This window comes from Mesorhizobium terrae (assembly GCF_008727715.1).
GTDB classification, from domain to species: Bacteria; Pseudomonadota; Alphaproteobacteria; order Rhizobiales; family Rhizobiaceae; genus Mesorhizobium; species Mesorhizobium terrae.
In genome coordinates this window covers 2,005,370-2,027,580 of record NZ_CP044218.1, presented here as the reverse complement: position 1 = coordinate 2,027,580, position 22,211 = coordinate 2,005,370, and the positions used below count along the sequence as shown (strand labels likewise).

Annotated in this window: 26 protein-coding genes; 7 read left to right on the top strand and 19 right to left on the bottom strand. The window is 63.3% G+C overall.

The window, feature by feature from the left end:
• Nucleotides 1-48 precede the first annotated feature (48 nt).
• Nucleotides 49-564, bottom strand: a complete 516-nt coding sequence (locus FZF13_RS11050; protein ID WP_024923102.1) for a L,D-transpeptidase family protein — start codon at nucleotides 562-564, stop codon at nucleotides 49-51.
• A 175-nt stretch (nucleotides 565-739) separates the two neighbouring features.
• Between FZF13_RS11050 and FZF13_RS11045 the strand changes: the two genes are divergently transcribed.
• From FZF13_RS11045 to FZF13_RS11035, 3 genes are all read left to right on the top strand, one after another.
• On the top strand, nucleotides 740-1,423 hold the full coding sequence (locus FZF13_RS11045) for a response regulator transcription factor (protein WP_024923103.1): 684 nt from the start codon (nucleotides 740-742) through the stop codon (nucleotides 1,421-1,423).
• Between the two features lie 294 nt (nucleotides 1,424-1,717).
• Nucleotides 1,718-2,173 carry a cyclic nucleotide-binding domain-containing protein gene (locus tag FZF13_RS11040; RefSeq protein ID WP_024923104.1) on the top strand — a complete coding sequence of 152 codons (456 nt, stop codon included), beginning with the start codon at nucleotides 1,718-1,720 and terminating at the stop codon, nucleotides 2,171-2,173.
• Nucleotides 2,174-2,184: 11 nt separating this feature from the next.
• On the top strand, nucleotides 2,185-2,709 hold the full coding sequence (locus FZF13_RS11035; protein WP_024923105.1) for a GNAT family N-acetyltransferase: 525 nt from the start codon (nucleotides 2,185-2,187) through the stop codon (nucleotides 2,707-2,709).
• Here FZF13_RS11035 and FZF13_RS11030 read toward each other — a convergent pair.
• The 6 genes from FZF13_RS11030 to tesB all read right to left on the bottom strand — a co-directional run bounded on the left by FZF13_RS11030 (nucleotide 2,699) and on the right by tesB (nucleotide 10,230).
• The gene (locus FZF13_RS11030) at nucleotides 2,699-3,502 is read right to left on the bottom strand and encodes an exodeoxyribonuclease III (protein ID WP_024923106.1); all 804 of its coding nucleotides are present in this window, start codon (nucleotides 3,500-3,502) and stop codon (nucleotides 2,699-2,701) included. The genes FZF13_RS11035 and FZF13_RS11030 overlap by 11 nt on opposite strands.
• A gap of 193 nt (nucleotides 3,503-3,695) precedes the next feature.
• A complete protein-coding gene (locus tag FZF13_RS11025; protein WP_024923107.1) occupies nucleotides 3,696-4,385 on the bottom strand; it encodes an outer membrane lipoprotein carrier protein LolA in 690 nt (229 codons plus the stop codon).
• Between the two features lie 74 nt (nucleotides 4,386-4,459).
• Nucleotides 4,460-7,192 carry a DNA translocase FtsK gene (locus tag FZF13_RS11020; RefSeq protein WP_024923108.1) on the bottom strand — a complete coding sequence of 911 codons (2,733 nt, stop codon included), beginning with the start codon at nucleotides 7,190-7,192 and terminating at the stop codon, nucleotides 4,460-4,462.
• A 234-nt stretch (nucleotides 7,193-7,426) separates the two neighbouring features.
• Nucleotides 7,427-8,767 (bottom strand): ammonium transporter, encoded by a 1,341-nt coding sequence (locus tag FZF13_RS11015; RefSeq protein WP_024923109.1) that lies wholly within the window; start codon nucleotides 8,765-8,767, stop codon nucleotides 7,427-7,429.
• Between the two features lie 29 nt (nucleotides 8,768-8,796).
• A complete protein-coding gene (locus FZF13_RS11010; RefSeq protein WP_024923110.1) occupies nucleotides 8,797-9,135 on the bottom strand; it encodes a P-II family nitrogen regulator in 339 nt (112 codons plus the stop codon).
• A 219-nt stretch (nucleotides 9,136-9,354) separates the two neighbouring features.
• Entirely contained in the window at nucleotides 9,355-10,230 is an 876-nt protein-coding gene (gene tesB / locus FZF13_RS11005; protein WP_024923111.1) for an acyl-CoA thioesterase II, read from the bottom strand.
• Between the two features lie 108 nt (nucleotides 10,231-10,338).
• Here tesB and FZF13_RS11000 point away from each other — a divergent pair, with 108 nt between their 5' ends.
• Both FZF13_RS11000 and FZF13_RS10995 read left to right on the top strand, forming a co-directional pair.
• Nucleotides 10,339-11,604: a ubiquinone biosynthesis hydroxylase gene (locus FZF13_RS11000; protein ID WP_024923112.1), complete on the top strand. Its 1,266-nt coding sequence runs from the start codon at nucleotides 10,339-10,341 to the stop codon at nucleotides 11,602-11,604.
• A gap of 129 nt (nucleotides 11,605-11,733) precedes the next feature.
• Entirely contained in the window at nucleotides 11,734-12,216 is a 483-nt protein-coding gene (locus FZF13_RS10995) for a YbaK/EbsC family protein (protein WP_024923113.1), read from the top strand.
• A 9-nt stretch (nucleotides 12,217-12,225) separates the two neighbouring features.
• Here FZF13_RS10995 and FZF13_RS10990 read toward each other — a convergent pair whose 3' ends face one another.
• On the bottom strand, nucleotides 12,226-12,582 hold the full coding sequence (locus FZF13_RS10990) for a YciI family protein (RefSeq protein ID WP_024923114.1): 357 nt from the start codon (nucleotides 12,580-12,582) through the stop codon (nucleotides 12,226-12,228).
• A 199-nt stretch (nucleotides 12,583-12,781) separates the two neighbouring features.
• On the opposite strand from FZF13_RS10990, the gene FZF13_RS10985 reads away from it, so the two are divergent.
• Nucleotides 12,782-13,207, top strand: coding sequence for an OsmC family protein (locus FZF13_RS10985; RefSeq protein ID WP_024923115.1), 426 nt, complete (start codon nucleotides 12,782-12,784; stop codon nucleotides 13,205-13,207).
• Nucleotides 13,208-13,333: 126 nt separating this feature from the next.
• Here FZF13_RS10985 and FZF13_RS10980 read toward each other — a convergent pair whose 3' ends face one another.
• The 10 genes from FZF13_RS10980 to FZF13_RS10935 form a co-directional block, all read right to left on the bottom strand.
• Nucleotides 13,334-14,437: an NAD(P)-binding domain-containing protein gene (locus tag FZF13_RS10980; protein WP_024923116.1), complete on the bottom strand. Its 1,104-nt coding sequence runs from the start codon at nucleotides 14,435-14,437 to the stop codon at nucleotides 13,334-13,336.
• Between the two features lie 2 nt (nucleotides 14,438-14,439).
• On the bottom strand, nucleotides 14,440-15,084 hold the full coding sequence (locus FZF13_RS10975; RefSeq protein WP_024923117.1) for a YceH family protein: 645 nt from the start codon (nucleotides 15,082-15,084) through the stop codon (nucleotides 14,440-14,442).
• 7 nt (nucleotides 15,085-15,091) lie between these two features.
• Entirely contained in the window at nucleotides 15,092-15,583 is a 492-nt protein-coding gene (locus FZF13_RS10970) for a hypothetical protein (RefSeq protein WP_137900369.1), read from the bottom strand.
• Between the two features lie 47 nt (nucleotides 15,584-15,630).
• A complete protein-coding gene (locus FZF13_RS10965; RefSeq protein ID WP_024923119.1) occupies nucleotides 15,631-16,410 on the bottom strand; it encodes a succinate dehydrogenase iron-sulfur subunit in 780 nt (259 codons plus the stop codon).
• The gene (locus tag FZF13_RS10960) at nucleotides 16,410-16,844 is read right to left on the bottom strand and encodes a DUF3052 family protein (protein ID WP_024923120.1); all 435 of its coding nucleotides are present in this window, start codon (nucleotides 16,842-16,844) and stop codon (nucleotides 16,410-16,412) included. Before FZF13_RS10960 ends, FZF13_RS10965 begins: the two co-directional genes overlap by 1 nt.
• A gap of 1 nt (nucleotide 16,845) precedes the next feature.
• The gene (locus FZF13_RS10955; protein ID WP_024923121.1) at nucleotides 16,846-17,163 is read right to left on the bottom strand and encodes a hypothetical protein; all 318 of its coding nucleotides are present in this window, start codon (nucleotides 17,161-17,163) and stop codon (nucleotides 16,846-16,848) included.
• Nucleotides 17,164-17,167: 4 nt separating this feature from the next.
• Entirely contained in the window at nucleotides 17,168-19,006 is a 1,839-nt protein-coding gene (sdhA, locus tag FZF13_RS10950; RefSeq protein WP_024923122.1) for a succinate dehydrogenase flavoprotein subunit, read from the bottom strand.
• A 4-nt stretch (nucleotides 19,007-19,010) separates the two neighbouring features.
• Entirely contained in the window at nucleotides 19,011-19,406 is a 396-nt protein-coding gene (gene sdhD / locus FZF13_RS10945) for a succinate dehydrogenase, hydrophobic membrane anchor protein (RefSeq protein ID WP_024923123.1), read from the bottom strand.
• A gap of 3 nt (nucleotides 19,407-19,409) precedes the next feature.
• Nucleotides 19,410-19,814 (bottom strand): succinate dehydrogenase, cytochrome b556 subunit, encoded by a 405-nt coding sequence (sdhC, locus tag FZF13_RS10940; protein ID WP_024923124.1) that lies wholly within the window; start codon nucleotides 19,812-19,814, stop codon nucleotides 19,410-19,412.
• A 235-nt stretch (nucleotides 19,815-20,049) separates the two neighbouring features.
• Nucleotides 20,050-20,454 (bottom strand): hypothetical protein, encoded by a 405-nt coding sequence (locus tag FZF13_RS10935; RefSeq protein ID WP_024923125.1) that lies wholly within the window; start codon nucleotides 20,452-20,454, stop codon nucleotides 20,050-20,052.
• Between the two features lie 175 nt (nucleotides 20,455-20,629).
• Between FZF13_RS10935 and FZF13_RS10930 the strand changes: the two genes are divergently transcribed.
• Nucleotides 20,630-20,992, top strand: a complete 363-nt coding sequence (locus FZF13_RS10930) for a hypothetical protein (protein WP_024923126.1) — start codon at nucleotides 20,630-20,632, stop codon at nucleotides 20,990-20,992.
• Here the strand turns inward: FZF13_RS10930 and FZF13_RS10925 are convergent.
• Nucleotides 20,976-22,199, bottom strand: a complete 1,224-nt coding sequence (locus FZF13_RS10925) for a GGDEF domain-containing protein (protein ID WP_024923127.1) — start codon at nucleotides 22,197-22,199, stop codon at nucleotides 20,976-20,978. The genes FZF13_RS10930 and FZF13_RS10925 overlap by 17 nt on opposite strands.
• Between the last annotated feature and the right edge of the window lie 12 nt (nucleotides 22,200-22,211).

Genomic DNA, 22,211 nt, shown 5'->3' with positions numbered 1-22,211 from the left:
TATTCCGCTTCCGCCGGGATCATCGCCCGGCAGAAGCAGAATCCTGACCTAGCGCACCACCTTCATCACCGTGCGAGCTGACAACAGCGGCAACAGCCGCGCCATGGTTTGCGCGGAGACGGCGACGCAGCCTTGCGTCGGCGTATAGCCCGGACGCGCCAGATGGAAGAAGATGGCGCTGCCGCGCCCGCGCCGGCGTGGCGCGATGTTCCAGTCGAGCACCAGGCACGCGTCGTAGAGCCGGTCGTCGCGCTTCATGCGCTCGTGGCTGGCGCCGTAGGGGATCGTCACCGGCCGGTTGTAGTTGCGGTCATCCGGCACCTCGCACCAGCCGAGATCCGGTCCGATCGTCGCCATTGCAAGGCGCGTGCGTCGCGCCTTGGCGAAATGGTCGTTACGGAAATAACCGGAGCGGATGCGCATCGAAGCAAGCGGCGTGGCGCCGTCGCCCTCCCGCTTGTTCGACGAAATCCCGCCACTACCCAGAGCACAGGGAAACACCAGGCTGCCGGCCTGCAGCAGGCCCTTGGTTCCGTCGCCAGGCCGCGCACGCACGACCAATATGCGAAGACCTGTTGGTTGCGCCTTGTTCGCCCCATTGCGCACAAGGTTTTTCGGATATGATAGAACCATGGAACAAATTACCGTGATCGGCTGTTGTAGCCGACAGCTTCCGCATAAACGGTCGTCGGTCAACGGCGTCCTAACATTTTGTGATTTTGAAACAACGGATTGATCCATGACTTCACGCACCATCCTGGTTGTCGACGATGACGAAGACCTGCGCGGCACGCTGGCCGAGCAATTGTCGCTCTACGAGGAATTCGACGTGCTTCAGGAGACGACCGCGGCCAAGGGCATCGCCACCGCCCGCGCCGGCATGATCGACCTGCTCATCATGGACGTCGGTTTGCCGGATATGGACGGTCGCGAGGCGGTGAAGTTGCTGCGCAAGGGCGGCTATAAGGCGCCGATCATCATGCTGACCGGCCATGACACCGATTCCGACACGATCCTGGGGTTGGAAGCCGGCGCCAACGATTATGTGACCAAGCCTTTCCGCTTCGCCGTGCTGCTTGCCCGCATCCGCGCCCAGCTGCGCCAGCACGAGCAGAGCGAAGACGCCACCTTCTCGGTCGGCCCCTACACATTCAAGCCCAGCCAGAAGCTTTTGATCGACCAGCGCGGCAGCAAGGTGCGGCTCACCGAAAAAGAGGCATCGATCATCAAATACCTCTATCGGGCCGAGCAGAAGGTGGTGACCCGCGACGTGCTTCTGGAAGAAGTGTGGGGCTACAATTCTGGCGTCACCACGCACACACTGGAAACCCACGTCTATCGCCTGCGCCAGAAGATCGAGCACGATCCGTCGAACGCGGCGATCCTCGTCACCGAAAGCGGCGGCTACAAGCTGGTGCCCTGAACAGCTTCCGCGCGCCCGCGCGGACTTAACTTCGCTGTTTCCCGGATTCGATTTCTTCAGCGCCGCACCGCGGCGCCGTGCTTTGGCCGCAAAAGCGGAGCGTGCCAGCCTCGTGGCTCGGCGCGGTGACGGTTGCCGCGCGCTTGACCACTCTTTTCGTCGCCCGCTGCCCTCACCGATGAGATTCTGTTAAAGGCTCTATATTATTGGTCAATTAATTGTATTTGGCCGAAGGCGATTCAGGGCGGGGTCGCAAAACGGAGGGAACGACCTGTCGGTCCGGGGACATAGCTGATGGCGCTGGATGACGACATACGCATCCTCTCCACCGTGCGGCTCTTCGAGGGCTTCACGGCGGAACAGTTGCGCCTGCTCGCTTTCGGCGCGGAGACGACTTCGTTGCCGGCGGAGAGAAAGCTCTATCGCGAGGATGACGAGGCCGATTCGGCCTATGTCGTCATCAGCGGCTCCATCGCCCTCTACCGCGAAGCCGAGGGCACCCGCATCATCATCGGCACGGCTGGCCCCGGTGCGATCCTGGGCGAACTGGCACTGATTGCCGACACCCGGCGGCTGACCAGCGCATCGGCAGCGGCCGATTCGCAGGTTCTTCGCCTCAACCGCAAGATGTTTCGACGCATCCTCGAAGAATACCCCGATATCGCCGTTCACCTGCATCAACGCATCACCGACGAACTTCAGGCGCTGATCGAACGCATCGAAGCGCTGGCACCGCGCTTCGCTGGCTGAGGCATTCCGACATGGACGCGACCTTCACACTCGTCCGTGCCAGGGAGGATGACCTCCCTTTCATCATGGCGACGGAACGGCTTGACGGTTACGACAGGCTGGTCGGCCGTTGGGACGAGCGGCGCCATCGAGAGGCGATGGTAGATGGCAGCCACGCCTATTTCGTCGGCTACGAAGGCGAGGCGCCCGCCGGCTTTTCCATTTTGCGCTTCTGGAACGCGATCGAACGCGTAACCCTGGTTCGCCGCCTGGCGGTCGTCAGTCCGGGACAAGGCCAGGGACGACGCTTGCTGAATGCCGTTGTTTCACGCGCCTTCATGGAAACCGAACTCCATCGCCTCGTCATCAGTCTGTTCCCGGAAAACCTGCGCGCCCGCCGCATGTACGAAGCGGTCGGTTTCCAGGCCGAAGGGGTCGCGCGCGGCAACGCCTTCTTCGGCGGGCAATTTCACGATGAACTGGTGATGGCGTTGCTGAGACCCGAATGGGAAGCCCGGCAGGCACTGGCCGCGTCGGCTGACACGATCAGAGGCTGAACCGCGCGATCACCGGGACATGATCCGACGGCCGCTCCCAGCCGCGAGCGGTACGCAGGATCTCATAACCTTCGAACGCCGGCACCAGGTTGTTCGACGACCAGATATGGTCGAGCCGGCGGCCGCGATTGGAGATTTCCCAATCGGCCGCCCGATAGCTCCACCAGGTATAGAGCTTCTCATCGACCGGCACATTGAGACGCATCAGGTCGGCCCAGGCACCTGCCTTGCGCATGGCCTCGAAACTCTCCGTCTCGACTGGCGTGTGACTGACCACATTGAGCAGTTGCTTGTGCGACCAGACGTCGTGTTCGAGCGGCGCGATGTTGAGGTCGCCGACCAGGATTGAGCCTGCCCCGTCGGGCTGGTCGGCGCGCACGTCGTGCATTTCCTGGACGAAACCGAGCTTGTGCTTGAACTTCGGATTGATCGCGGGATCGGGTTCGTCGCCGCCGGCCGGCACGTAAAAATTATGAAGCAGGATCGCCTTGTCGCCGGCCTTGAAACGCACCGAGATGTGCCGGCTGTCCTCGATCTCGCAGAAGCGGCGCTTTTCCACGATTTCGATCGGCCGCCGCGATACGGTGGCAACGCCGTGATAGCCTTTCTGCCCATGGATGGCGATGTGCTCGTAGCCGAGCTTGCGGAAGGCCGCCGCCGGGAAAAGATCATCCGGACATTTGGTTTCCTGAAGGCACAGAATGTCGGGATTCCGTTCAGCGATCAGCTGCTCGACCAGCGGCATGCGCAGCCGCACCGAGTTGATGTTCCAGGTTGCCAGCGTAAAGGCCATTCGCGTGTTCCGAACCCGTGCCCGTTAAGCCGGCGGGCTCAAGCGAAGGCATCATCGACAGAAAGATTGGGGCGGAACCTGCCAGCCTCAGGCTGCAAAGACAAGCCGGAGGGTAGCGCAACACGACTGCGTTGCACATTTCCACAGAAGTCGTCGAGGAACCGGCAACTGCGGAAGCGTTGCCTAAACTGCCTCAGCGCATACCCTTGTTGACGTTGAGTTCGCGATTGGCGGTGTAGTCGATCTTGAACGTGTCGGGCGCGAAGCTGACGCCCTCCTTGGTGTTGAATATCATCACCGTGGTGTCCTTGCCCTGCGCGTCGGTGATCGTCCATTGGCGCAGTTCATAGGTCTTCGGATCGAACATCATGGTGATGGTCGAATTGCCGAACACCTGCTTGTCCGACAACTTGATGGTGATGAGGTCTTCCTCTTCCTTGACGCTCTTCACGCGGTCGCCCGACAGGTCGATCCTGTCTTCAAGCAAAAGCTTCAGCGGCGTCTTCGACAGAGGATAGAGATCGGAAGTCTGGAGCTTCTTGTTGAGCAGCACGACCGACTGACCGTCGGAGATCACCTTGAAATTGTTGGCGCCGTCATAGTTGAAACGGATCTTGCCCGGACGCTCGAGGAAGAACTTGCCGCCGGTCTGCTCGCCTTTCGGCCCGAACTGCACGAACTCACCCGTCATCGACTTTACCGACGAGAAATGATCGGCGATCTTCTGCGCCGCAGGCGGCACGCTGGCCTGGGCAGCCGCGACGGGCAGGAAGCCCGGCACGACGTTGACGGCAGCGGCACCGGTCACCATCAGGCCGAGCCCAAGCAGGCGCCGCCGCGTCATGGTCAGGCCGATGGTCGCTCCGAAAAGGTCGTCTTTCATGCAGCTCGCTCTTGTCTGGTTGTTCCGGACAGGTGGTGAACCCTCAGTTGGGCTTTAGTTTGACCGTCCCCGCCTCAGAGCTTGTCGTCTTCCGTCGGCACCAGAATCTCGCGCTTGCCGGCGTGGTTGGCCGCACCGACGATGCCTTCCTTCTCCATCCGCTCGATGATCGAGGCAGCGCGGTTGTAGCCGATGCCGAGGCGCCGCTGGATGTAGCTGGTCGAGGCCTTGCCGTCGCGCAGCACCACCGCGACCGCCTGGTCGTAAGGGTCGTCGGACTCGTCGAAATTGCCACCGCCGCCGCCTGAGCCGCCGCGGCCTGACGGTTCATCACCATCCTCCTCGTCGTCCTCGGTGATCGCGTCGAGATATTCAGGCACGCCCTGCAATTTCAGGTGCTGCACCACCTTCTCGACCTCGTCGTCGGCGACGAACGGGCCGTGCACGCGCTGGATGCGGCCGCCGCCGGCCATGTAGAGCATGTCGCCCATGCCGAGCAGTTGTTCGGCGCCCTGCTCGCCAAGGATGGTGCGGCTGTCGATCTTCGACGTCACCTGGAAGGAGATACGGGTCGGGAAGTTGGCCTTGATCGTGCCGGTGATGACGTCGACCGACGGGCGCTGCGTCGCCATGATGACGTGGATGCCGGCCGCGCGCGCCATCTGGGCGAGGCGCTGGACGGCGCCCTCGATATCCTTGCCGGCCACCATCATCAGGTCGGCCATCTCGTCGATGATGACGACGATGTAAGGCATCGGCTCGAGGTCGAGATTCTCGGTTTCGTAGATCGCCTCGCCGGTCTGGCGATCGAAGCCGGTCTGCACCGTACGCGAGATCTTCTCGCCCTTCTTCTCGGCCTGCGCCACGCGCTGATTGAAGCCGTCGATGTTGCGCACGCCGACCTTGGACATCTTGCGGTAGCGGTCTTCCATCTCCCGCACCGTCCATTTCAGCGCCACCACTGCCTTCTTCGGGTCGGTGACGACGGGCGTGAGGAGATGCGGAATGCCGTCATAGACCGACAATTCGAGCATCTTCGGATCGATCATGATGAGGCGGCATTCTTCCGGCCTCAGCCGGTAGAGCAGCGACAGGATCATGGTGTTGATGGCGACCGACTTGCCGGAACCGGTGGTACCGGCCACCAGCACGTGCGGCATCTTGGCGATGTCGACGATGACCGGCTCGCCATTGATCGTCTTGCCGAGCGCCAGCGCCAGCTTGGCCTTGCTCTCCTCGAAATCGCGGCTGGCCAGGATTTCGCGCAGGTAGACCATTTCGCGCTTGGCGTTGGGCAGTTCGATGCCGATGGCGTTGCGGCCGGGCACGACGGCGACACGGGCGGCGATCGCGCTCATCGAGCGGGCGATGTCGTCGGCCAAGCCGATGACCCGGCTGGATTTGATGCCGGGCGCCGGCTCCAGTTCGTAGAGGGTGACGACGGGGCCGGGCCGCACATGGATGATCTCGCCCTTGACGCCGAAATCCTCGAGAACGCCTTCGAGCAGTCGCGCATTCTGTTCCAGCGCATCCTTGGACAGGCTGGCGTCGCGCACCACGCTCTTTGGTTCCGACAGGAAATGCAGCGACGGCATTTCGAAACTGTTGGCGGCAATCAGCGAAGTCTGTGCCTCGCGCTGCACGCGCGCGCCCTGGGTGGGCCGGGGCGCCGGCGCCTCGACACGGGTCGCGGCATCGGAACGGAAGTTGCGGACCTGCGTGCTGGCCCCGGCCGGCGCCGCGGCGCGCGGGGCGGCCACGGGCAGGCTCTGCGGATAATCGTCCTCGTCGCGCTCGAAATCGGCGCCGTCGAAACCGTCATTGTCGTAATCGTCCGCATGGGCGGAGCCGCCGGCCACGGGATCGACCGCGACATGGCGATCGTTGACCATCGCCGCGAAGAACTTCGGCTCGACACGGGCGCGGCCGGTCGTGCTCATATGGGCTTCGGCGAGTTCCGCCGATTCGACACGGTCGGCGGCGCGGCGCCACGCGCTTTCGCGCGCCGGCATTTCCGCGAAATCGAATTCCTCTTCCTCCTGGCGCCGCTTGGCGGCGGCGCGGCGATGCATCCAGGCGCGGAACGACAGCCACCAATGGGTGATGGCGCCGAGCGCCAGCAATCCGCCATTGTCGTCGTCGTCCTCCTCGTTCTCGAAAAGGATCGAGTCGCGATCTTCCTCCGCCTTGCGGCGCTTCGGCTCCTGCTCCTCAATGACCGCAAAGCCGTTGCTGCGCGCGATCAGCCCCGAACCATAAGCAAACAGCCAAAGCGTCGGCGCGACCAGCAGGATGGCAATGACGCTGGCGGCGACACCGGTCGGATAACCGCCCAGGAAAAGACCGGGCACCTTCAGCACCATGTCGCCGAAGACGCCACCGAGACCGCTCGGCAGCGGCCAGGTCTTGGGCGGCACCACGCAACCCGCCATGCCGGCGGCAAGCAGCGAGAAACCGAACCAGGACACGCCGCGGCGCGGCAGCTTGTCGACGCCGCGGGCCGAAAACAGCAGGAAACCCCAGATGATCGCCGGCACCACCGCGGCAACCGCCGACAGGCCGAAGAACTGGGTCGCCAGATCCGAGAACACCGCGCCAGGATAGCCCATCGCATTGGTGACGTGATTGTCGGTGGCATGCGAGAACGAAGGATCGGCAACGTTCCAGGTAGCCAGCGCGGCCACGCCGAAAGCGACGAAGGCGAACAGCGCCCCACCGACGAGCCGGCCGGCCTGCCGCCGCAGGAACGCCTGGAACCCGTGCCCGGTATTGGTCAGCGCGAGCGGTGCCGATGCCCCTGAACGCATGCATTTCCCCGTCAGTCATTGCCTGGGCCGGAAGCAGCGCGCACTCCGGCAGATTCGAAGACCAGACTATCGGGGGGAAGGTTAAGGCAGCATTAACCATGGCGATTTTGCGTGCCAGTCGGCGCGCAAAAAAGGGCCCGGATTGCTCCGGGCCCAAGCGCGTGAGTGCGTTCGCAGCGGCTCACGACGGGATCTTTTCTTCTTCGTAGTGCGTATCCCGCAGGCGGGCGCCGGCTACTGCACGACTTCGCCGTGCAGGGTCACGTCCAGCCCCTCGACCTCCTCCTGCTTGCTCGGACGCAGTCCGACCAGAGCCTTGACCACATGGAGGATCACGAAGCTGACGACCGCGGTCCAGAGAATGGTGAAACCGATGCCGTAGAGCTGCTTGGCAACCGAAGCATCCTTGCCGAGCGCGTTGATGGCCGGGTCGGCGAAGACACCGGTCAGCAGCGCACCGATGATGCCGCCGATGCCGTGCACGCCGAAAGCATCGAGCGAATCGTCGTAGCCGAGCGCATGCTTGAGCTTCACCGCGGCGAAGTAGCAGACGATGCCCGCCACGATGCCGATGATGAAGGCGCCCGTGGGATTGACGAAGCCCGATGCCGGCGTCACCGCGACAAGACCGGCGACGGCGCCCGAGATGATACCCAGCACCGAGGGCTTCTTGGCGACAAGCCATTCCGTGAACATCCAGGCAAGGCCGGCGGCGGCGGTGGCAACCTGCGTGTTCATCATCGCAGCGCCGGCCAGGCCGTCGGCCGCGAGTTCGGAACCCGCATTGAAGCCGAACCAGCCGACCCACAGCAGCGAGGCGCCGATCACCGCGTAGACGAGATTATAGGGCGCCATGTTGACGGTTCCGTAGCCCTCGCGCTTGCCGAGCACCAGGGCGCAGACCAGGCCGGCGACGCCGGCATTGATGTGGACGACCGTACCGCCCGCGAAGTCCAGCACGCCGGCCGAACCGAGGAACCCACCGCCCCAGACCCAATGGGCGATCGGCGCATAAACGAAGATCAGCCACAGACCGCTGAACAGAAGCAGCGCCGAGAACTTCATGCGCTCGGCGAAGGCGCCGGCGATCAGCGCTGGCGTGATGATGGCAAACGTCATCTGGAACATCGAGAAGACGAATTCCGGGATGTTGGAGACACCCGGCAGCCACAGCGTCGAGACCGTGATGCCCTTGTGCATCACCTTCGAAAAGCCGCCGATGAAGCTGTTCCACGAACCGCCGTCGGAAAAGGCCAGCGAATAGCCGACGACGAACCACAACACCGTGACAAGGCAGCAGATCGCGAAGCTTTGCATGATGGTGGCAAGCACGTTCTTCTTGCGCACCATGCCGCCATAGAACAGGGCGAGGCCTGGAATGGTCATCATCAGGACCAGGGCCGTCGAGGTCAGCATCCACGCCGTGTTGCCGGTGTCCAGGGTTGGCGTCGGCGCGGCCGCAGCCGGTGCCGGGGTGGCGGTTTGGGCATAGGCGGCGAGGGTGCCCAGCAGCCCGACGAGAGCAGTCAGCGGCGCGACGCGCCCTGCCGTCTTCAGCTTGGGAAGAATATTCATCGATATCTCCATGGAGGTGCGTGACCCGCTCACAGCGCGTCGGTGTCTGTTTCGCCGGTGCGGATGCGCACGGCCTGGTCGATGCCGAAGACGAAGACCTTGCCGTCGCCGATCTGGCCGGTTTTGGCGGCGCTTGTTATCGCCTCGACCGCCCTGTCGACGAGGTCGGTCGCAACGGCGACCTCGACCTTGATCTTTGGAAGGAAGGAGACGGCATATTCCGCCCCGCGATAGATTTCCGTGTGCCCCTTCTGACGCCCGTAGCCTTTGACTTCGGTGACGGTCAGGCCCTGGATGCCGACGGCGGTGAGCGCCTCGCGCACCTCGTCCAGCTTGAACGGCTTGATGATAGCCATCACGATCTTCATCAGGATTCGCCCTTTGTTCGTTGCGGTCCCCGCGTTCCACGCGACATCGCCGGCCTCGACATGGGTCGGCGATGCCCATGGCAATTCAAGCTCCGTGCCAAATGCCGAAACGACAAGCTAAGCCATTGAAGATAAAAGATTGTCGAGCGGAGGGGCGCCGGCCGCTGTACAGAGGCCACCCATCAATTGCCCATCAATTGAGCAAATTGATAAAAATGCCTATTCTGTAGGCGACCGCTTGAGGCGGATCAGGCCTTCCTGCGCCACCGAGGCGATCAGCGTGCCGTCCCGGGCAAACAGCGAGCCGCGCGTGAAGCCGCGCGCACCCTGGGTCGAGGGACTGTCCTGTGTGTAGAGGATCCAGTCGTCGAGCGGATGGCTGCGATGGAACCACATCGAATGATCGAGGCTGGCTGCCTGGATATCACGGTCGAAGATGGCCCGGCCATGGGCAAAGGTGGATGTGTCGAGAAGCGTCATGTCCGACAGATAGGCGAGCACCGCGGCCTGCATCGCGCGGTCGTTCGGCACCGGCCCGGTCGTGCGGATCCAGATATTCTGCTTTGGCTCCAGCCGTTCCCGGCTGGTGTAGTGCTTGAGCATGATCGGCCGCATTTCGATCGGCCGTTCGCGTTGCCAGTAGCGCTTGATCCCCTCGGGCACCGCTTCGCCGAACTTCTCCAACAGGTCGCGCTGCGTCATCAGCGTGTCGGGCTCGGGAATGCCATGCGGCATTGGAACCTGGTGCTCGAGCCCGCCTTCGTCGAGCTGGAACGACGCTTCGAGCGAAAAGATGGCATGGCCATGCTGGACGGCGACGACGCGCCGCGTGGTGAAGGAGGAACCGTCGCGAATGCGGTCAACCTCGTAGACGATCGGCAGTTTTGTGTCGCCAGGCCGCATGAAATAGCCGTGCAGGGAGTGGACGTGCCGATCGGCGTCGACGGTGCGCTGCGCGGCAACCAGCGCCTGCGCGATCGTCTGGCCGCCGAACACGCGCTGCCAGTCGGTTTGCGGGCTGCGACCACGGAACAGATTGTCTTCCAGCTTTTCCAGGTCGAGAATGCCGAGAAGCTCATTCATGGCTTGCGTCATGCGTTCGATCCTTGCCACGACTATAGGGCGGTTTCGGACAGCAACGGCGGCCAGTCAAGGCTTATGCGGGTGCGGCCCGATACCGGCGGGCAGGAAAGGTGGCAGGACATGGCGTCGAAACGCGAATCGGAAGCGTCTCAGAACACGCGGCTCGACGTACTGATCGCCGGCGCCGGTTATGTCGGATTGGCCGCGGCCGTCTCGCTGAAACAGGCGCGCCCGGCTCTGCGGGTCGCGATCGTCGATGCGGCGCCTGCTGGCGTATGGCAGAAGGACGGCCGCGCCTCGGCGATCGCCGCCGCCGCCTCGCGCATGCTCGACCAACTCGGCGTCTGGGCCGAGATCGCGCCAGGAGCCCAAGCAATCACCGAGATGATCGTGACGGATTCGCGCACCGCCGATCCCGTGCGGCCGGTCTTCCTGACGTTCGACGGCGAGATCGCCCCGGGCGAGCCGTTCGCCCATATGGTCGCCAATCGCGACCTTAATGGCGCGCTGCGTCGCCAGGCGGACAAGCTGGGCATCGACCTGATCGAGGGCGTGGCCGTGCAATCCTTCGATGCCGGCGGGGGCGGCCTTACCGTCCACTTGGCCGATGGCGCGGCGCTGCGCGCCCGCTTGCTGGTTGCCGCCGACGGCGTCAACTCGAAGCTGCGCGACATGGCCGGCATCAAGACGGTGAAGTGGGAGTACGGCCAGTCCGGCATTGTCTGCACGGTGGCGCATGAACGACCCCACAACGGCCGCGCCGAAGAGCATTTCCTGCCGGCCGGGCCTTTCGCCACCTTGCCGCTGAAACCGGACAAGGATGGCACCAACCGTTCGTCCATCGTCTGGACCGAGCGCACCGACGATGCCCGCAAACTGGTCGAGGGCGACGATCTGGTCTTCGAGATGGAGCTGGAGCAACGCTTCGGCCTGAAGCTCGGCGAAATCCGCGCTGTCGACAAGCCGCGCGCCTGGCCACTCGGCCTGACGCTTGCCCGCGACTTCGTGGCGCCGCGCATAGCGCTGGCGGGCGATGCGGCGCATGGCATCCACCCGATCGCCGGGCAGGGTTTGAACCTCGGCTTCAAGGATGTCGCCGCGCTTGCGGAGGTCATCGTCGAGGCGGATCGGCTCGGCCAGGACATCGGCGCGCTTGATGTGCTCGAACGCTACCAGCAGTGGCGCCGCTTCGACACCATGCAGATGGGCGTCACCACCGATGTTCTGAACCGGCTGTTCTCCAACGACATCGCGCCGCTGCGCGCCGTGCGCGACATCGGGCTCGGTATCGTCGAGCGCATGCCGAGGCTGAAGGAGTTCTTCATCCGCCAGGCATCGGGTCTTGGCGGCGATACGCCCCGACTGCTCAAGGGCGAGGCAATATAACTACGCTTCCTCGCGCCATTGGCGCCGGTCCCGGGCCGGTCGAAAGAGGACCAATCGATAGTACACCGGCTGTCCGGCAGGGTTGCCAACTTGGTTGCCTGCCAGGTCTGGCAACCTTATGGTCGCGCCATGAGCCTTGAATCCGTTCGCGCCTTCTTCGCCGCCAAAGCCCCGGACATCGAAGTCATCGTCACCGAGGCAAGCTCGGCGACTGTAGCCCTTGCCGCTCAAGCACATGGCGTCGAACCGGACCAGATCGCCAAAACGATCTGCCTCAGGGTCGGCGATACGGCCATGCTGGTCGTTGCCGCCGGCACGGCGCGGCTCGACAACCGCAAGTTCAAGGACCGGTTCGGCGGCAAGGCACGCATGCTGGAGGCCGAAGAGGTCGTCGCCCTCACCAGCCATCCGGTCGGCGGCGTCTGCGCCTTCGGCCTGCCGACACCGCTGCCGGTCTATTGCGATGTCTCGCTGAAAGCCTTCGACGAGGTGGTGCCGGCCGCCGGCGCCACCAATGCCGCGGTACGGCTCAATCCCGACCGCATGGCGGCGCTCGTCGGTGCCGAATGGGTCGATGTTTGCCAGGCACCGGCACCCGCGATCCAGGGCTGACCGCGCCGGTCAGGGCACCGGAATGTCGTAGATCGCACGCACCTCCACCATGCCCATCGCCGCCAGCGGGATGTCGGCTGCAATGGCGAGTGCCTCGTCGAGATCGCGCGCCTCGATCATCACGAAGCCGAGCAGCTGTTCCTTGGTTTCGGCGAACGGACCGTCGGTCACCAGCGTCTTGCCCTTGCGCTTGCGCACCACCTTGGCCGTCTTCACCGATTGCAGCGCCTGCGCCATGACCAGATGGCCGCTCTTTTCCAGTGCCACGTCATAAGCGAGCGAGTCGGCGTCGAGCGTTCTGCCCGCCTCGGCTGAAAGCGCATGCAACGCCGATTCCTCGTGATAGACTAGACAGATATATTGCATCGTTGTCTCCCTGTTGCAGCCCGCATGGCCCGCGCCTGCGTAGCGCCGTCCGCAGGACGGTTTGGCGGCAACAAAGCCGACATTTTTGCACGGCGATTTTTTCGTCCACCGATCCCATCGCCCCGCGAAGGATGTTGTGGCCTTGTCAGGCTGCGGCGCTATAGTCGGCCTCTTGCAACCACCCAGCCAGGAGAAAACCATGGACCGCACTGCAAAAGCCGTCTGGAAAGGCAATCTGAAGGAGGGTGGCGGCACCATCGACACCCAGAGCGGCGCGCTCAAGGCCACGCCCTATTCGTTCAAGACGCGTTTCGAGGATGAAAGCGGCAGGTCCGGCACCAATCCCGAGGAACTGATCGCGGCTGCCCATGCCGGCTGTTACGCCATGCAGCTTTCGCATTTCCTCGCCGAAAACGGCACGCCGGCGGCGAAGCTGGAAGCCAGCGCCGCGGTTAAGCTCACCCCCGGCACCGGCATCACCGAGAGCAACATCACGCTTGTCGGCGACGTTCCCGGCATCGATGCCGCAAAATTCCAGGAGCTGGCCGCCAAGGCCAAGGCCGAATGCCCGGTCTCGCGCGCGCTTGGCGCGATCAAGATTTCGTTGGACGCCAAACTGGCCTGATCGCGGGGACCAGGCCGCGTCGCCATCCAGGCTGCGCGGCCTTCTGCACCGCAGCCGATTGCGGCCTGCCGGTACCGGTCTTGCGGAACATCAGGACCATCACCGCCGCCGCCAGTATGATCTCGCTCAGATCAAACCGAGATGGGCTGCAAGCTCTCGGGCCGCGGCACCGCCGGCCCTGTTCGCTCCGATGGTGGAGGCCGACGGGCCGTAGCCGACCAGATGGATGCGAGGGTCCTTCTTCACCTCTGTCGCCAGCCGTCCGGTCATGACGATACCGCCATTGTCCTCGCGCAGCTGCAGCGGCGCCAGATGATCGAGCGAGCTGCGGAACCCCGTCGCCCACAAGATGACGTCGGCCTTCTGCATCGAACCGTCCGGCCACAGCACGCCATCTTCGGTGATCTCGCTGAACATCGGCAAGCGTTTCAACACACCGCGCTCCCTGGCGGCACGCAAAGCCGGCGTGAGCGGGATGCCGGTGACGGAAACCACCGACCCCGGAACCAGTCCGCGCCTGACCCTGTCCTCGACCATGGCGACGGCCGCGCGGCCGTCTTCCTGCACGAAGGGCGTGTCCCGGAAGCGCGGTTCGTGGCGGGTCACCCATGTCGTGCCCGCCACCTTGGAAATCTCGTCCAGATGCTGCAGCGCCGAAATCCCACCGCCCACGACGATCACATGCTGTCCCGCGAATTCGTCCGGGGTGCGATAGTCGTGTGAGTGAAGTTGCCGGCCCGTGAACTGCGCCGCGCCGGGATAATCGGGAATGACGGGCGTCTCCCAGGTTCCCGTGGCATTGATGATACCGCGCGCCGAGAACATCTCGCGGTCCGTCTCGATCCGCAGCCGTCCGGACCGCTCGCAGACGACCTTGACGGTGACGGGGCGATAGACCGGCAGCTCGAACTTGCGTTCATAGGCGGCAAAATATTCGGGCACCGCCACGGATGCCCTGGCTTCGCCGCTGGAGGTGTCGACGGCTTCGGAAAACTGCATGCCGGGCAGATCGTGCAGGCGATTGACGGTGCTGAGCGTCAGAGACGGCCAGCGGTGCTGCCAGGCACCACCTGGTGTCGGATTCCTGTCCAGCACGAGGAACTGCCGCCCGACGGCGAGGCCCAGCCTGCCGAGATGATAGGCCGACGACAGGCCCGCCTGGCCCGCGCCGATGACGACGATGTCGACCTTGAAGATTGTGTTTGTCGAAGCGGCCTGCTGCTCGGCCACGCTTATGCGCCTACGGCATCGAGCCGCGCCTTGAGCGCCGCCACGTCCTCTTCAAGCGTACGCACGCGTTCTTCCAGTTCACTCAGGGCCGAACCGGCAGGCGCGGCGGCACGCGCGGCCGGAGCCGGAATCGACGACACATCGACATCGCCCGAAAGCAGATGCGCGAAACGATCCTCGCGCTGACCCGGCGCACGGCCGATCTCCTTCACCAGCGGTGGGCGCCGGCCGACCAGCATGTCGAGTTCGGTTTGTACCGCTTCGGCCGAACCGAAATTGGCCATGCGATCAGTGCGGGTCTGCAATTCGTTGAGCGTCTGCGGCCCGCGCAGAAGCAGCATGGCGACCAGCGCGCTTTGCGGGGTCGTCAGGCTGAATTTTCGTGAAGCCATCTGCTCGTAGCGGTCGGCGCGCGATGCCATCATCCGCCGCGCCAGCCCCTTCTCCTCAAGCGACTTCAAGGTTCGGCTGATGTCGACCGGCTCCAATGCCATCACCGGTTCGCGCGAGGTCTTCTGGTTGGTCGCGGATTGCAGCGCGTTCAACGTCAGCGGATAGACGTCTGGCGTCAGAAGCTGCTTTTCCATCAGGCATCCGAGTACGCGGACTTCGAGAGCGTTGAGGTGAGGGAAGTCTTCACTGGACATTGGCGATTTACTCTATCGTGCAGACTATTTCTTCAACCCGCTCGTTCAAACGGTCAAGCTTGACGGGAGCGATCAGTTTCTCGGCAGCACGCACGCCAATCGTCTTCACATCCGGAAGGTTTCGGCTTGCGATCACATAGAACTGCCATTGCAGGGGGTCTCGATGATCCGCGTTTTCATCCGCAATGGTATGTAGTGACAACACATACATATGTGCGTTGCGGCCAGGTGAAGGGACCCATGTGTCGCCATCGACCCAAAACCCTGTGCGTGGTGCAATATCCCAGGACGCCTTTGAAAGCCGTGACTTCGACCAAGTCTGCAAAAGCGCGCTCTGCTTGACCTCCAGCTTTATGCTACCGCGCTCGAAATCATGTCCCGCATAGTCCGACGAACACCATTTCCAAGTGGGAAGTGCTGCGGCTACGATCGCTTCAACGATGACGGATCGGTAGACATTTGTAACAAGTGGTTTGCCAAAAATGGCTTCCGAGGCCAAAGCGACGACTTCGGCACTCGTTGACGGTCTGGGTTTTGCGCTCCCCGTCAGACCCTTCTCTCCACCATCATCTTCTTGATCTCGGCGATCGCCTTGGCCGGGTTAAGACCCTTCGGGCAAGTCTGCGCGCAGTTCATGATGGTGTGGCAGCGGTACAGACGGAACGGATCCTCGAGATTGTCGAGGCGTTCACCCTTGGCTTCGTCCCGGGAATCGATCAGCCAGCGATAGGCCTGCAGCAGCGTCGCGGGACCGAGATAGCGGTCGCCGTTCCACCAATAGCTCGGGCACGAGGTCGAGCAGCAGGCGCACAGGATGCACTCATAAAGCCCGTCAAGCTTCTGGCGGTCCTCATGGCTCTGCAGCCATTCCTTCGCCGGCTCCGGCGACACGGTCTTCAGCCAGGGCTCGATCGAGCGGTGCTGCGCGTAGAAATTGGTGAGGTCGGGCACGAGGTCCTTCACCACCGGCATGTGCGGCAGCGGGTAGACTTTCACGGCGCCGGAAATGTCGTCGCAGCCCTTGGTGCAAGCCAGCGTGTTGGATCCGTCGATGTTCATAGCGCAGGAGCCGCAGATGCCTTCGCGGCAGGAACGGCGCAAAGTCAGCGTCGGGTCGATCTTGTTCTTGATGTAGAGCAGCGCATCCAGAACCATCGGCCCGCAATCGTCCATGTCGACGAAATAGGTGTCGATGCTGGGGTTCTCGCCATCGTCCGGTGACCAGCGGTAGATGCGGTATTCGCGCAGGTTCGTGGCGCCTTCCGGCTTCGGCCAGGTCTTGCCCTCTTTGACCTGCGAATTCTTGGGGAGTGCGAGTTCGACCATTACCTGCGGTCCTTTCGGATGACGAGCTTCAGCCCGGACCAGATTTCATCGATTGCCGCGACCTTGACGTCGACCAGGTCGAGCTTGAGCGCCTCAGTGCGCACCACGTCCTCGGTCACGTCGGTCGGCACTTTGGATGCCTTTTTCGGCCATGACACCCAGATCATGCCGTCGCGCTTGATCGCGGCCTGCAGACGAACGAGACCGTCCTCGATCTCGCCGCGCTGCCTGGTGAAAGCGTGGACGACATCATGGCCGGTATCGGCCTCGATCTCCGCCCAGGCCGCGAAGCGCTTCACCGAGGCGAAGCGGACCGCATCGGCAAGCCACGCCAACTGCTCCGGCAAGGCCAGGAAGGCGGCATTCATGCCGTCCTTCAAGCCCAGCTTCGCCGCAAGCGGCGTGCCGGAGTATCCTGCGGCCGCCAGCGCCATTCTATTTCTCCGCGTGAACGTAGACGGCGTTCACAAAGCCCGTGCAACGACCATGCACGCGCACTTCAAATGCTTTGCCAACTTTTTGCTTCAGCTCGCCACCGACTGGGGGCTTTGCTAGGCATCTGATGTGCCCGACGTTCTTCGAGTAAAAATCTCTACTTGACGATTGGGCAGTCGCGGCATCTTTCCAAACGGGTATGTCGTTCACCATCTTCGCGGTTTTGCTGGAATTGTCATAGATATAGACCGTCTCAGCTGACGCCACTTGCGTCGCCAAGCCAACCAAAACCACCGAAGCGATCAGACCCTTTATCATCCTCTCAGTACACCCTGGCCTTCGGCGCGATCTTCGCCGGGTCGATGCCGCCCTTGTCGACCGGCAACTGGGTTTCGGTGTGCACGCCGCGATAGGTCAGCGTCACCTTGCCGTCCTCGCTCACCTTGGCCAGCGTGTGCTTGCGCCAGTTGGCGTCGTCGCGCGCCGAGAAGTCCTCGCGGGCGTGGGCGCCACGGCTCTCCTTGCGCGCCTCGGCGCCATAGACGGTGGCGATGGCGTTGGCCATCAGGTTTTCCAGCTCCAGCGTTTCCACCAGATCCGAATTCCAGATCATCGAGCGGTCGAAGACCTTGATGTCCTTCAGTTCGCCCCAGATCGCGGAGATGCGCTTGCAGCCCTGTTCCAGCGATTCTTGGGTGCGGAACACGGCTGCGTCTTCCTGCATGGCGCGCTGCATCTTGTCGCGCAGCACCGCCGTCGGCGTGCTGCCATTGGCATGACGCAGACGGTCGAAACGGTCCATGATCTTTTCGAGCGAACGCGGATTGGCCGACGGCACGGACGAGGTGCGGTCCACCACCTGGCCGGCACGGATCGCCGCGGCGCGGCCGAACACGACCAGGTCGATCAGCGAGTTGGAGCCGAGGCGGTTGGCGCCGTGCACCGAGGCGCAGCCGGCCTCGCCGACGGCCATCAGGCCGGGCGAAACGCGGTCCGGGCTCTTGGCGGTCGGGTTCAGAACCTCGCCCCAATAATTGGTCGGCACGCCGCCCATATTGTAGTGCACGGTGGGCAAAACCGGGATCGGCTCGCGCGTCACGTCGACGCCGGCGAAGATTTTCGCCGATTCCGAAATGCCGGGCAGGCGTTCATGCAGCACGGCCGGGTCGAGATGGTCGAGATGCAGGAAGATGTGGTCCTTCAGCTTGCCGACGCCGCGGCCCTCGCGGATTTCCATCGTCATGCAGCGCGAGACGACGTCACGCGAGGCCAGATCCTTGGCCGACGGTGCGTAGCGCTCCATGAAGCGCTCGCCTTCCGAATTGACCAGATAACCGCCCTCGCCGCGCGCGCCTTCGGTGATCAGGCAGCCGGCGCCATAGATGCCGGTCGGATGGAACTGCACGAACTCCATGTCCTGCAGCGGCAGCCCGGCGCGGGCGGCCATGCCGCCGCCGTCACCCGTGCAGGTATGCGCCGAGGTGGCCGACAGATAGGCGCGGCCGTAACCGCCGGTCGCCAGCACCACCATCTTGGCCGAGAAACGGTGAATGGTGCCGTCGTCGAGGTTCCAGGCAACGACGCCCGTGCAGGTGCCGTCGTCGTCCATGATCAGGTCGAGCGCGAAATACTCGATGAAGAACTGCGCGTTGTTCTTCAGCGACTGGCCGTAGAGCGTGTGCAGGATGGCGTGGCCGGTACGGTCGGCCGCGGCACAGGTGCGCTGCACGGGCGGACCGTCGCCGAAATTCATCATGTGGCCGCCGAACGGGCGCTGGTAGATCTTGCCTTCCTCGGTGCGCGAGAACGGCACGCCATAGTGCTCGAGCTCGTAGACCGCGGCCGGCGCTTCGCGCACCATATATTCCATGGCGTCGACGTCGCCGAGCCAGTCGGAGCCCTTGACGGTGTCGTAGAGGTGCCACTGCCAGCTGTCGGGACCCATGTTCTGCAGCGATGCGGCAATGCCGCCCTGCGCCGCCACGGTGTGCGAACGGGTCGGGAAGACCTTGGTGATGCAGGCGGTGCGCAGCCCCTGCTCGGCCATGCCGAGCGTGGCGCGCAGGCCAGCGCCGCCGGCGCCGACGATCACCACGTCGAACTTGTGGTCCACATAGGTATAGGCGGAAGCTGCGCTGCCGCTTTTTGCGTCCTTGGCCAAAACGTCAGCCTCCGAATGCCAGCTTGAGCAGGGCGAAGATCGAGGCCACGCCGACCGCTATGGTGAAGAATGTGTTGAGGATCAAAAGCACCAGCTTGCCGCCCTCGCCGTGGACGTAGTCCTCGATGATGACCTGCATGCCGAGCCGCATGTGATAGAGCCCCGAAACCAGGACCAGGATCATCGCCAGCGCAACCAGCGGATGGGCCAGCGCGGCGCGGACCTCGGCGTATCCCGCGCCATTGATGGCGATGAGAAACCCGACGAAGAACAGAAGCAGCGGAATGTTGGCGATGGCCGTCAGCCGCTGGCGCCAGAAATGCATCGTGCCTTCGCGGGCTGAGCCCAGGCCGCGCACCTTGCCGAGCGGCGTGCGCATGTCGGAACGGTTGGCGCTCATCGTTCAGCCTCCCCGGACCATAAGGCCGACGACCCAGACGAGGATCGTCAGCACGACCGAAACGGCCAGCGTCGCCCAGGCGATCTTGGAGGCGGTGTGCTTCTCCAGCCCGACCCCGGTGTCCCAGATCAGGTGGCGGATGCCGCCCGCCATGTGGTGCATCAGCGCCCAGGTGTATCCAAACAACACCAGACGGCCGAACCAGGAGCCGAAGATTCCATTGACGAAATCGAAATAGGACTGCGGGCCGGCGGCCGCGGTCAGCCACCATGCGACCAGAAGCGTACCGAAATACAGCGCGCCACCGGTGATGCGGTGCACGATCGACATCGTCATGGTGATCGCCGGCCGATAGATGGTCAGATGCGGCGAAAGCGGTCTGTCTCGGGTGGCTGGTGAGTGGCTCATGGCTCCCCCGTTCGGCACTCTTTTCGGCAATGCAAACGCGGCATCGACGATGCGGAATGCGACTATGGACTGCCGGGTTCTAAAACGCTTTTTGCACCGCGTCAAAGCCAGAAAATCGTTTCGGAAAAGTCATTTAGTATGACGAATAAGCGCACCCGAGCCTTCAACCGATTGAACTTCTCGGCCCAGGGAAACCCTTCCCTTCGGCTGGCCCATCGGAAGTGAGCGCCAAGGATCAGCGCGTGCAGGGGATCGGCGTTGCATTGCCTTTCATGACCAGCACCTCGCGGCCGTCGATCACGATTGCGTCATGGGCAGCGCCGAATCGGCTGTTCTGCCCCGCCGGCGAAGCCGGCAGCTCCTCGCTGATGCCGTCCGGGCCGAGCACACGGATCGCCGTACCGACATTCTCGATCGTCATCATGCCGCCGTCGGCGCAATTGTAGGTGGCCGTGCGCGGCTGCGGCGTATCCTTCGCCACCAGTGTCGCCTTGGGCTGGCTGACTGCCGCAGAGGATGACGACTGCACCTTCGGGGTACCGCTGTTCATGCCGGGATGACCCGGTTCCGAGACACAGGCCGAGAGCGCGAAAAGCGCGATGAAAGCGGGCACAATTCGGGAAATCTGGCCTAGCGCCATGCGAATCCTCCAGGCGGCCAAACTAGTCGCGGTGGTCTCGATAGATCAAGCCATGACATTAACCATGTTAAGCAATGCCGCGCTTCGAAGCGCGGCAGCCTCTTAACAAAGGTTAAGAAAAGGTTAATTGTGCGATTCGTTGAAGCTCAGCTCGCCTCTCGAAGGAGGATGCATCATGCGTTCGAATTCCGCCGGATGGCGCATTGTCGGCCTTATGCTTGCCGCAACGGTGCTCGGCCAAGCGACGCCGGCATCGGCCTGGTCCAGCAACCGCGATCATGTCTATGCCGACTCGTTCGGCAACCTCGTCATCGACGGTGCTGCCGGCTACAAGCGGATTCTCGTCGGCGAAGGCGCGATGGCCAGGAAGATGGCCGACTATACGTCTGCCGGCCAGCCCAAGGTCAGATATCTCGATCGCTCCGGCTATTCCTCGGACGAACGCGACTGTTATCGGCCGCCGGCCTTCGTCAAGGGCCGCACCTATATGTACGGCCTGGCCGACGGCGAAATGCCGGAGATCAGTCCCTGCCGTTGAAGCCGTTGCCGGCTGGCTTGCCATTGGGCTTCGGCACCATGGCGATCGGCCCTGCCGCAACCCTAACCTGGTCGCGCCCGCTCTTCTTGGCGCCGTAGAGCGCTTCGTCGGCCCGGTTCATCAGATCGGCGAATGCCTCGCCGGGCCGAAGCTCGGCAACGCCGAAGCTTGCCGTGCAGCGATAGGTCTGCGGCAATCCCTTGATGCTCAGGGCGCTGAAAGCGCTGCGGGCTCCCTCCGCGAACAGGCGCGCCGTCGCCAGATTGGTGCCGGGGAGCATCACCGCGAATTCCTCACCGCCCAACCGCGCGGCAAGGTGGCTCTGTCCGGCCGCGTCGCGCAGGAATGAGGCGAAGATCTCGATGACGCGATCGCCATAGGCATGGCCGAAATTGTCGTTGACCAGCTTGAAATGATCGAGATCGGCGATCACGAGCGACACCGGCAACCCCTGCCGCGCCGCCTCGCGCAGCGCCACTTCGGCATGACGCTTGAAACCGCCGCGGTTGAGCAGTCCCGACAGCGTATCGGTCTCCGACTTCGATGTTGCCTCGGCAAGCACGTCCCGCACCAGGATGACCAGCAGCAACAGCGCGATGGCCATGGCAAAGACCGTGCCCAGCGACTGCGAGACCATGGCGTAGTTGGTTTGCAGATAGGCCTGGGGATCGGCGCCCCAGCCACCCAGCGCATGAGCGATCAGCGGCTTCGATGCAAACTGCAACGCACTGGCCGCGAGCACCGCCATCAGGAAAATATCGAGCTTGTCGCGCCGCTGCTTGGATGACCAGACGATCCAGAGGCCAATCAGCTGCATGGCGGCATAAGGAAACTGGTAGGCCATCATGCGGGGGAAGGATTGCCTGGGCAGGTCCTGCACGAAATAGACGATGACCGAGGTTGCCACCAGAAAGACGGTCATGAACCGCCATGGCGGATCGATGCCATATTTGTGCGCGAGCCCGATGTTAAAGATCAGCGTCGCGGCAAGGAAGACGGCAAAGGCGGCGACGACCGGCGGCGTTGCATAGTTGAACGCCGGAATGGAAAACTCCACCACGAAATAGGCCATGCCGACGGCATAGCCGAGTGCCAGCCAGCGAGCGGCGACGCGGCGCGTGTCGTAGGCGGCAATGGTCATGAAGGCCGCGGCCAGCAGGCCGGCCACGAACAGGTTGATCGCGAGGATAAAATTCGCACCGCTCATCGTGACAAATCT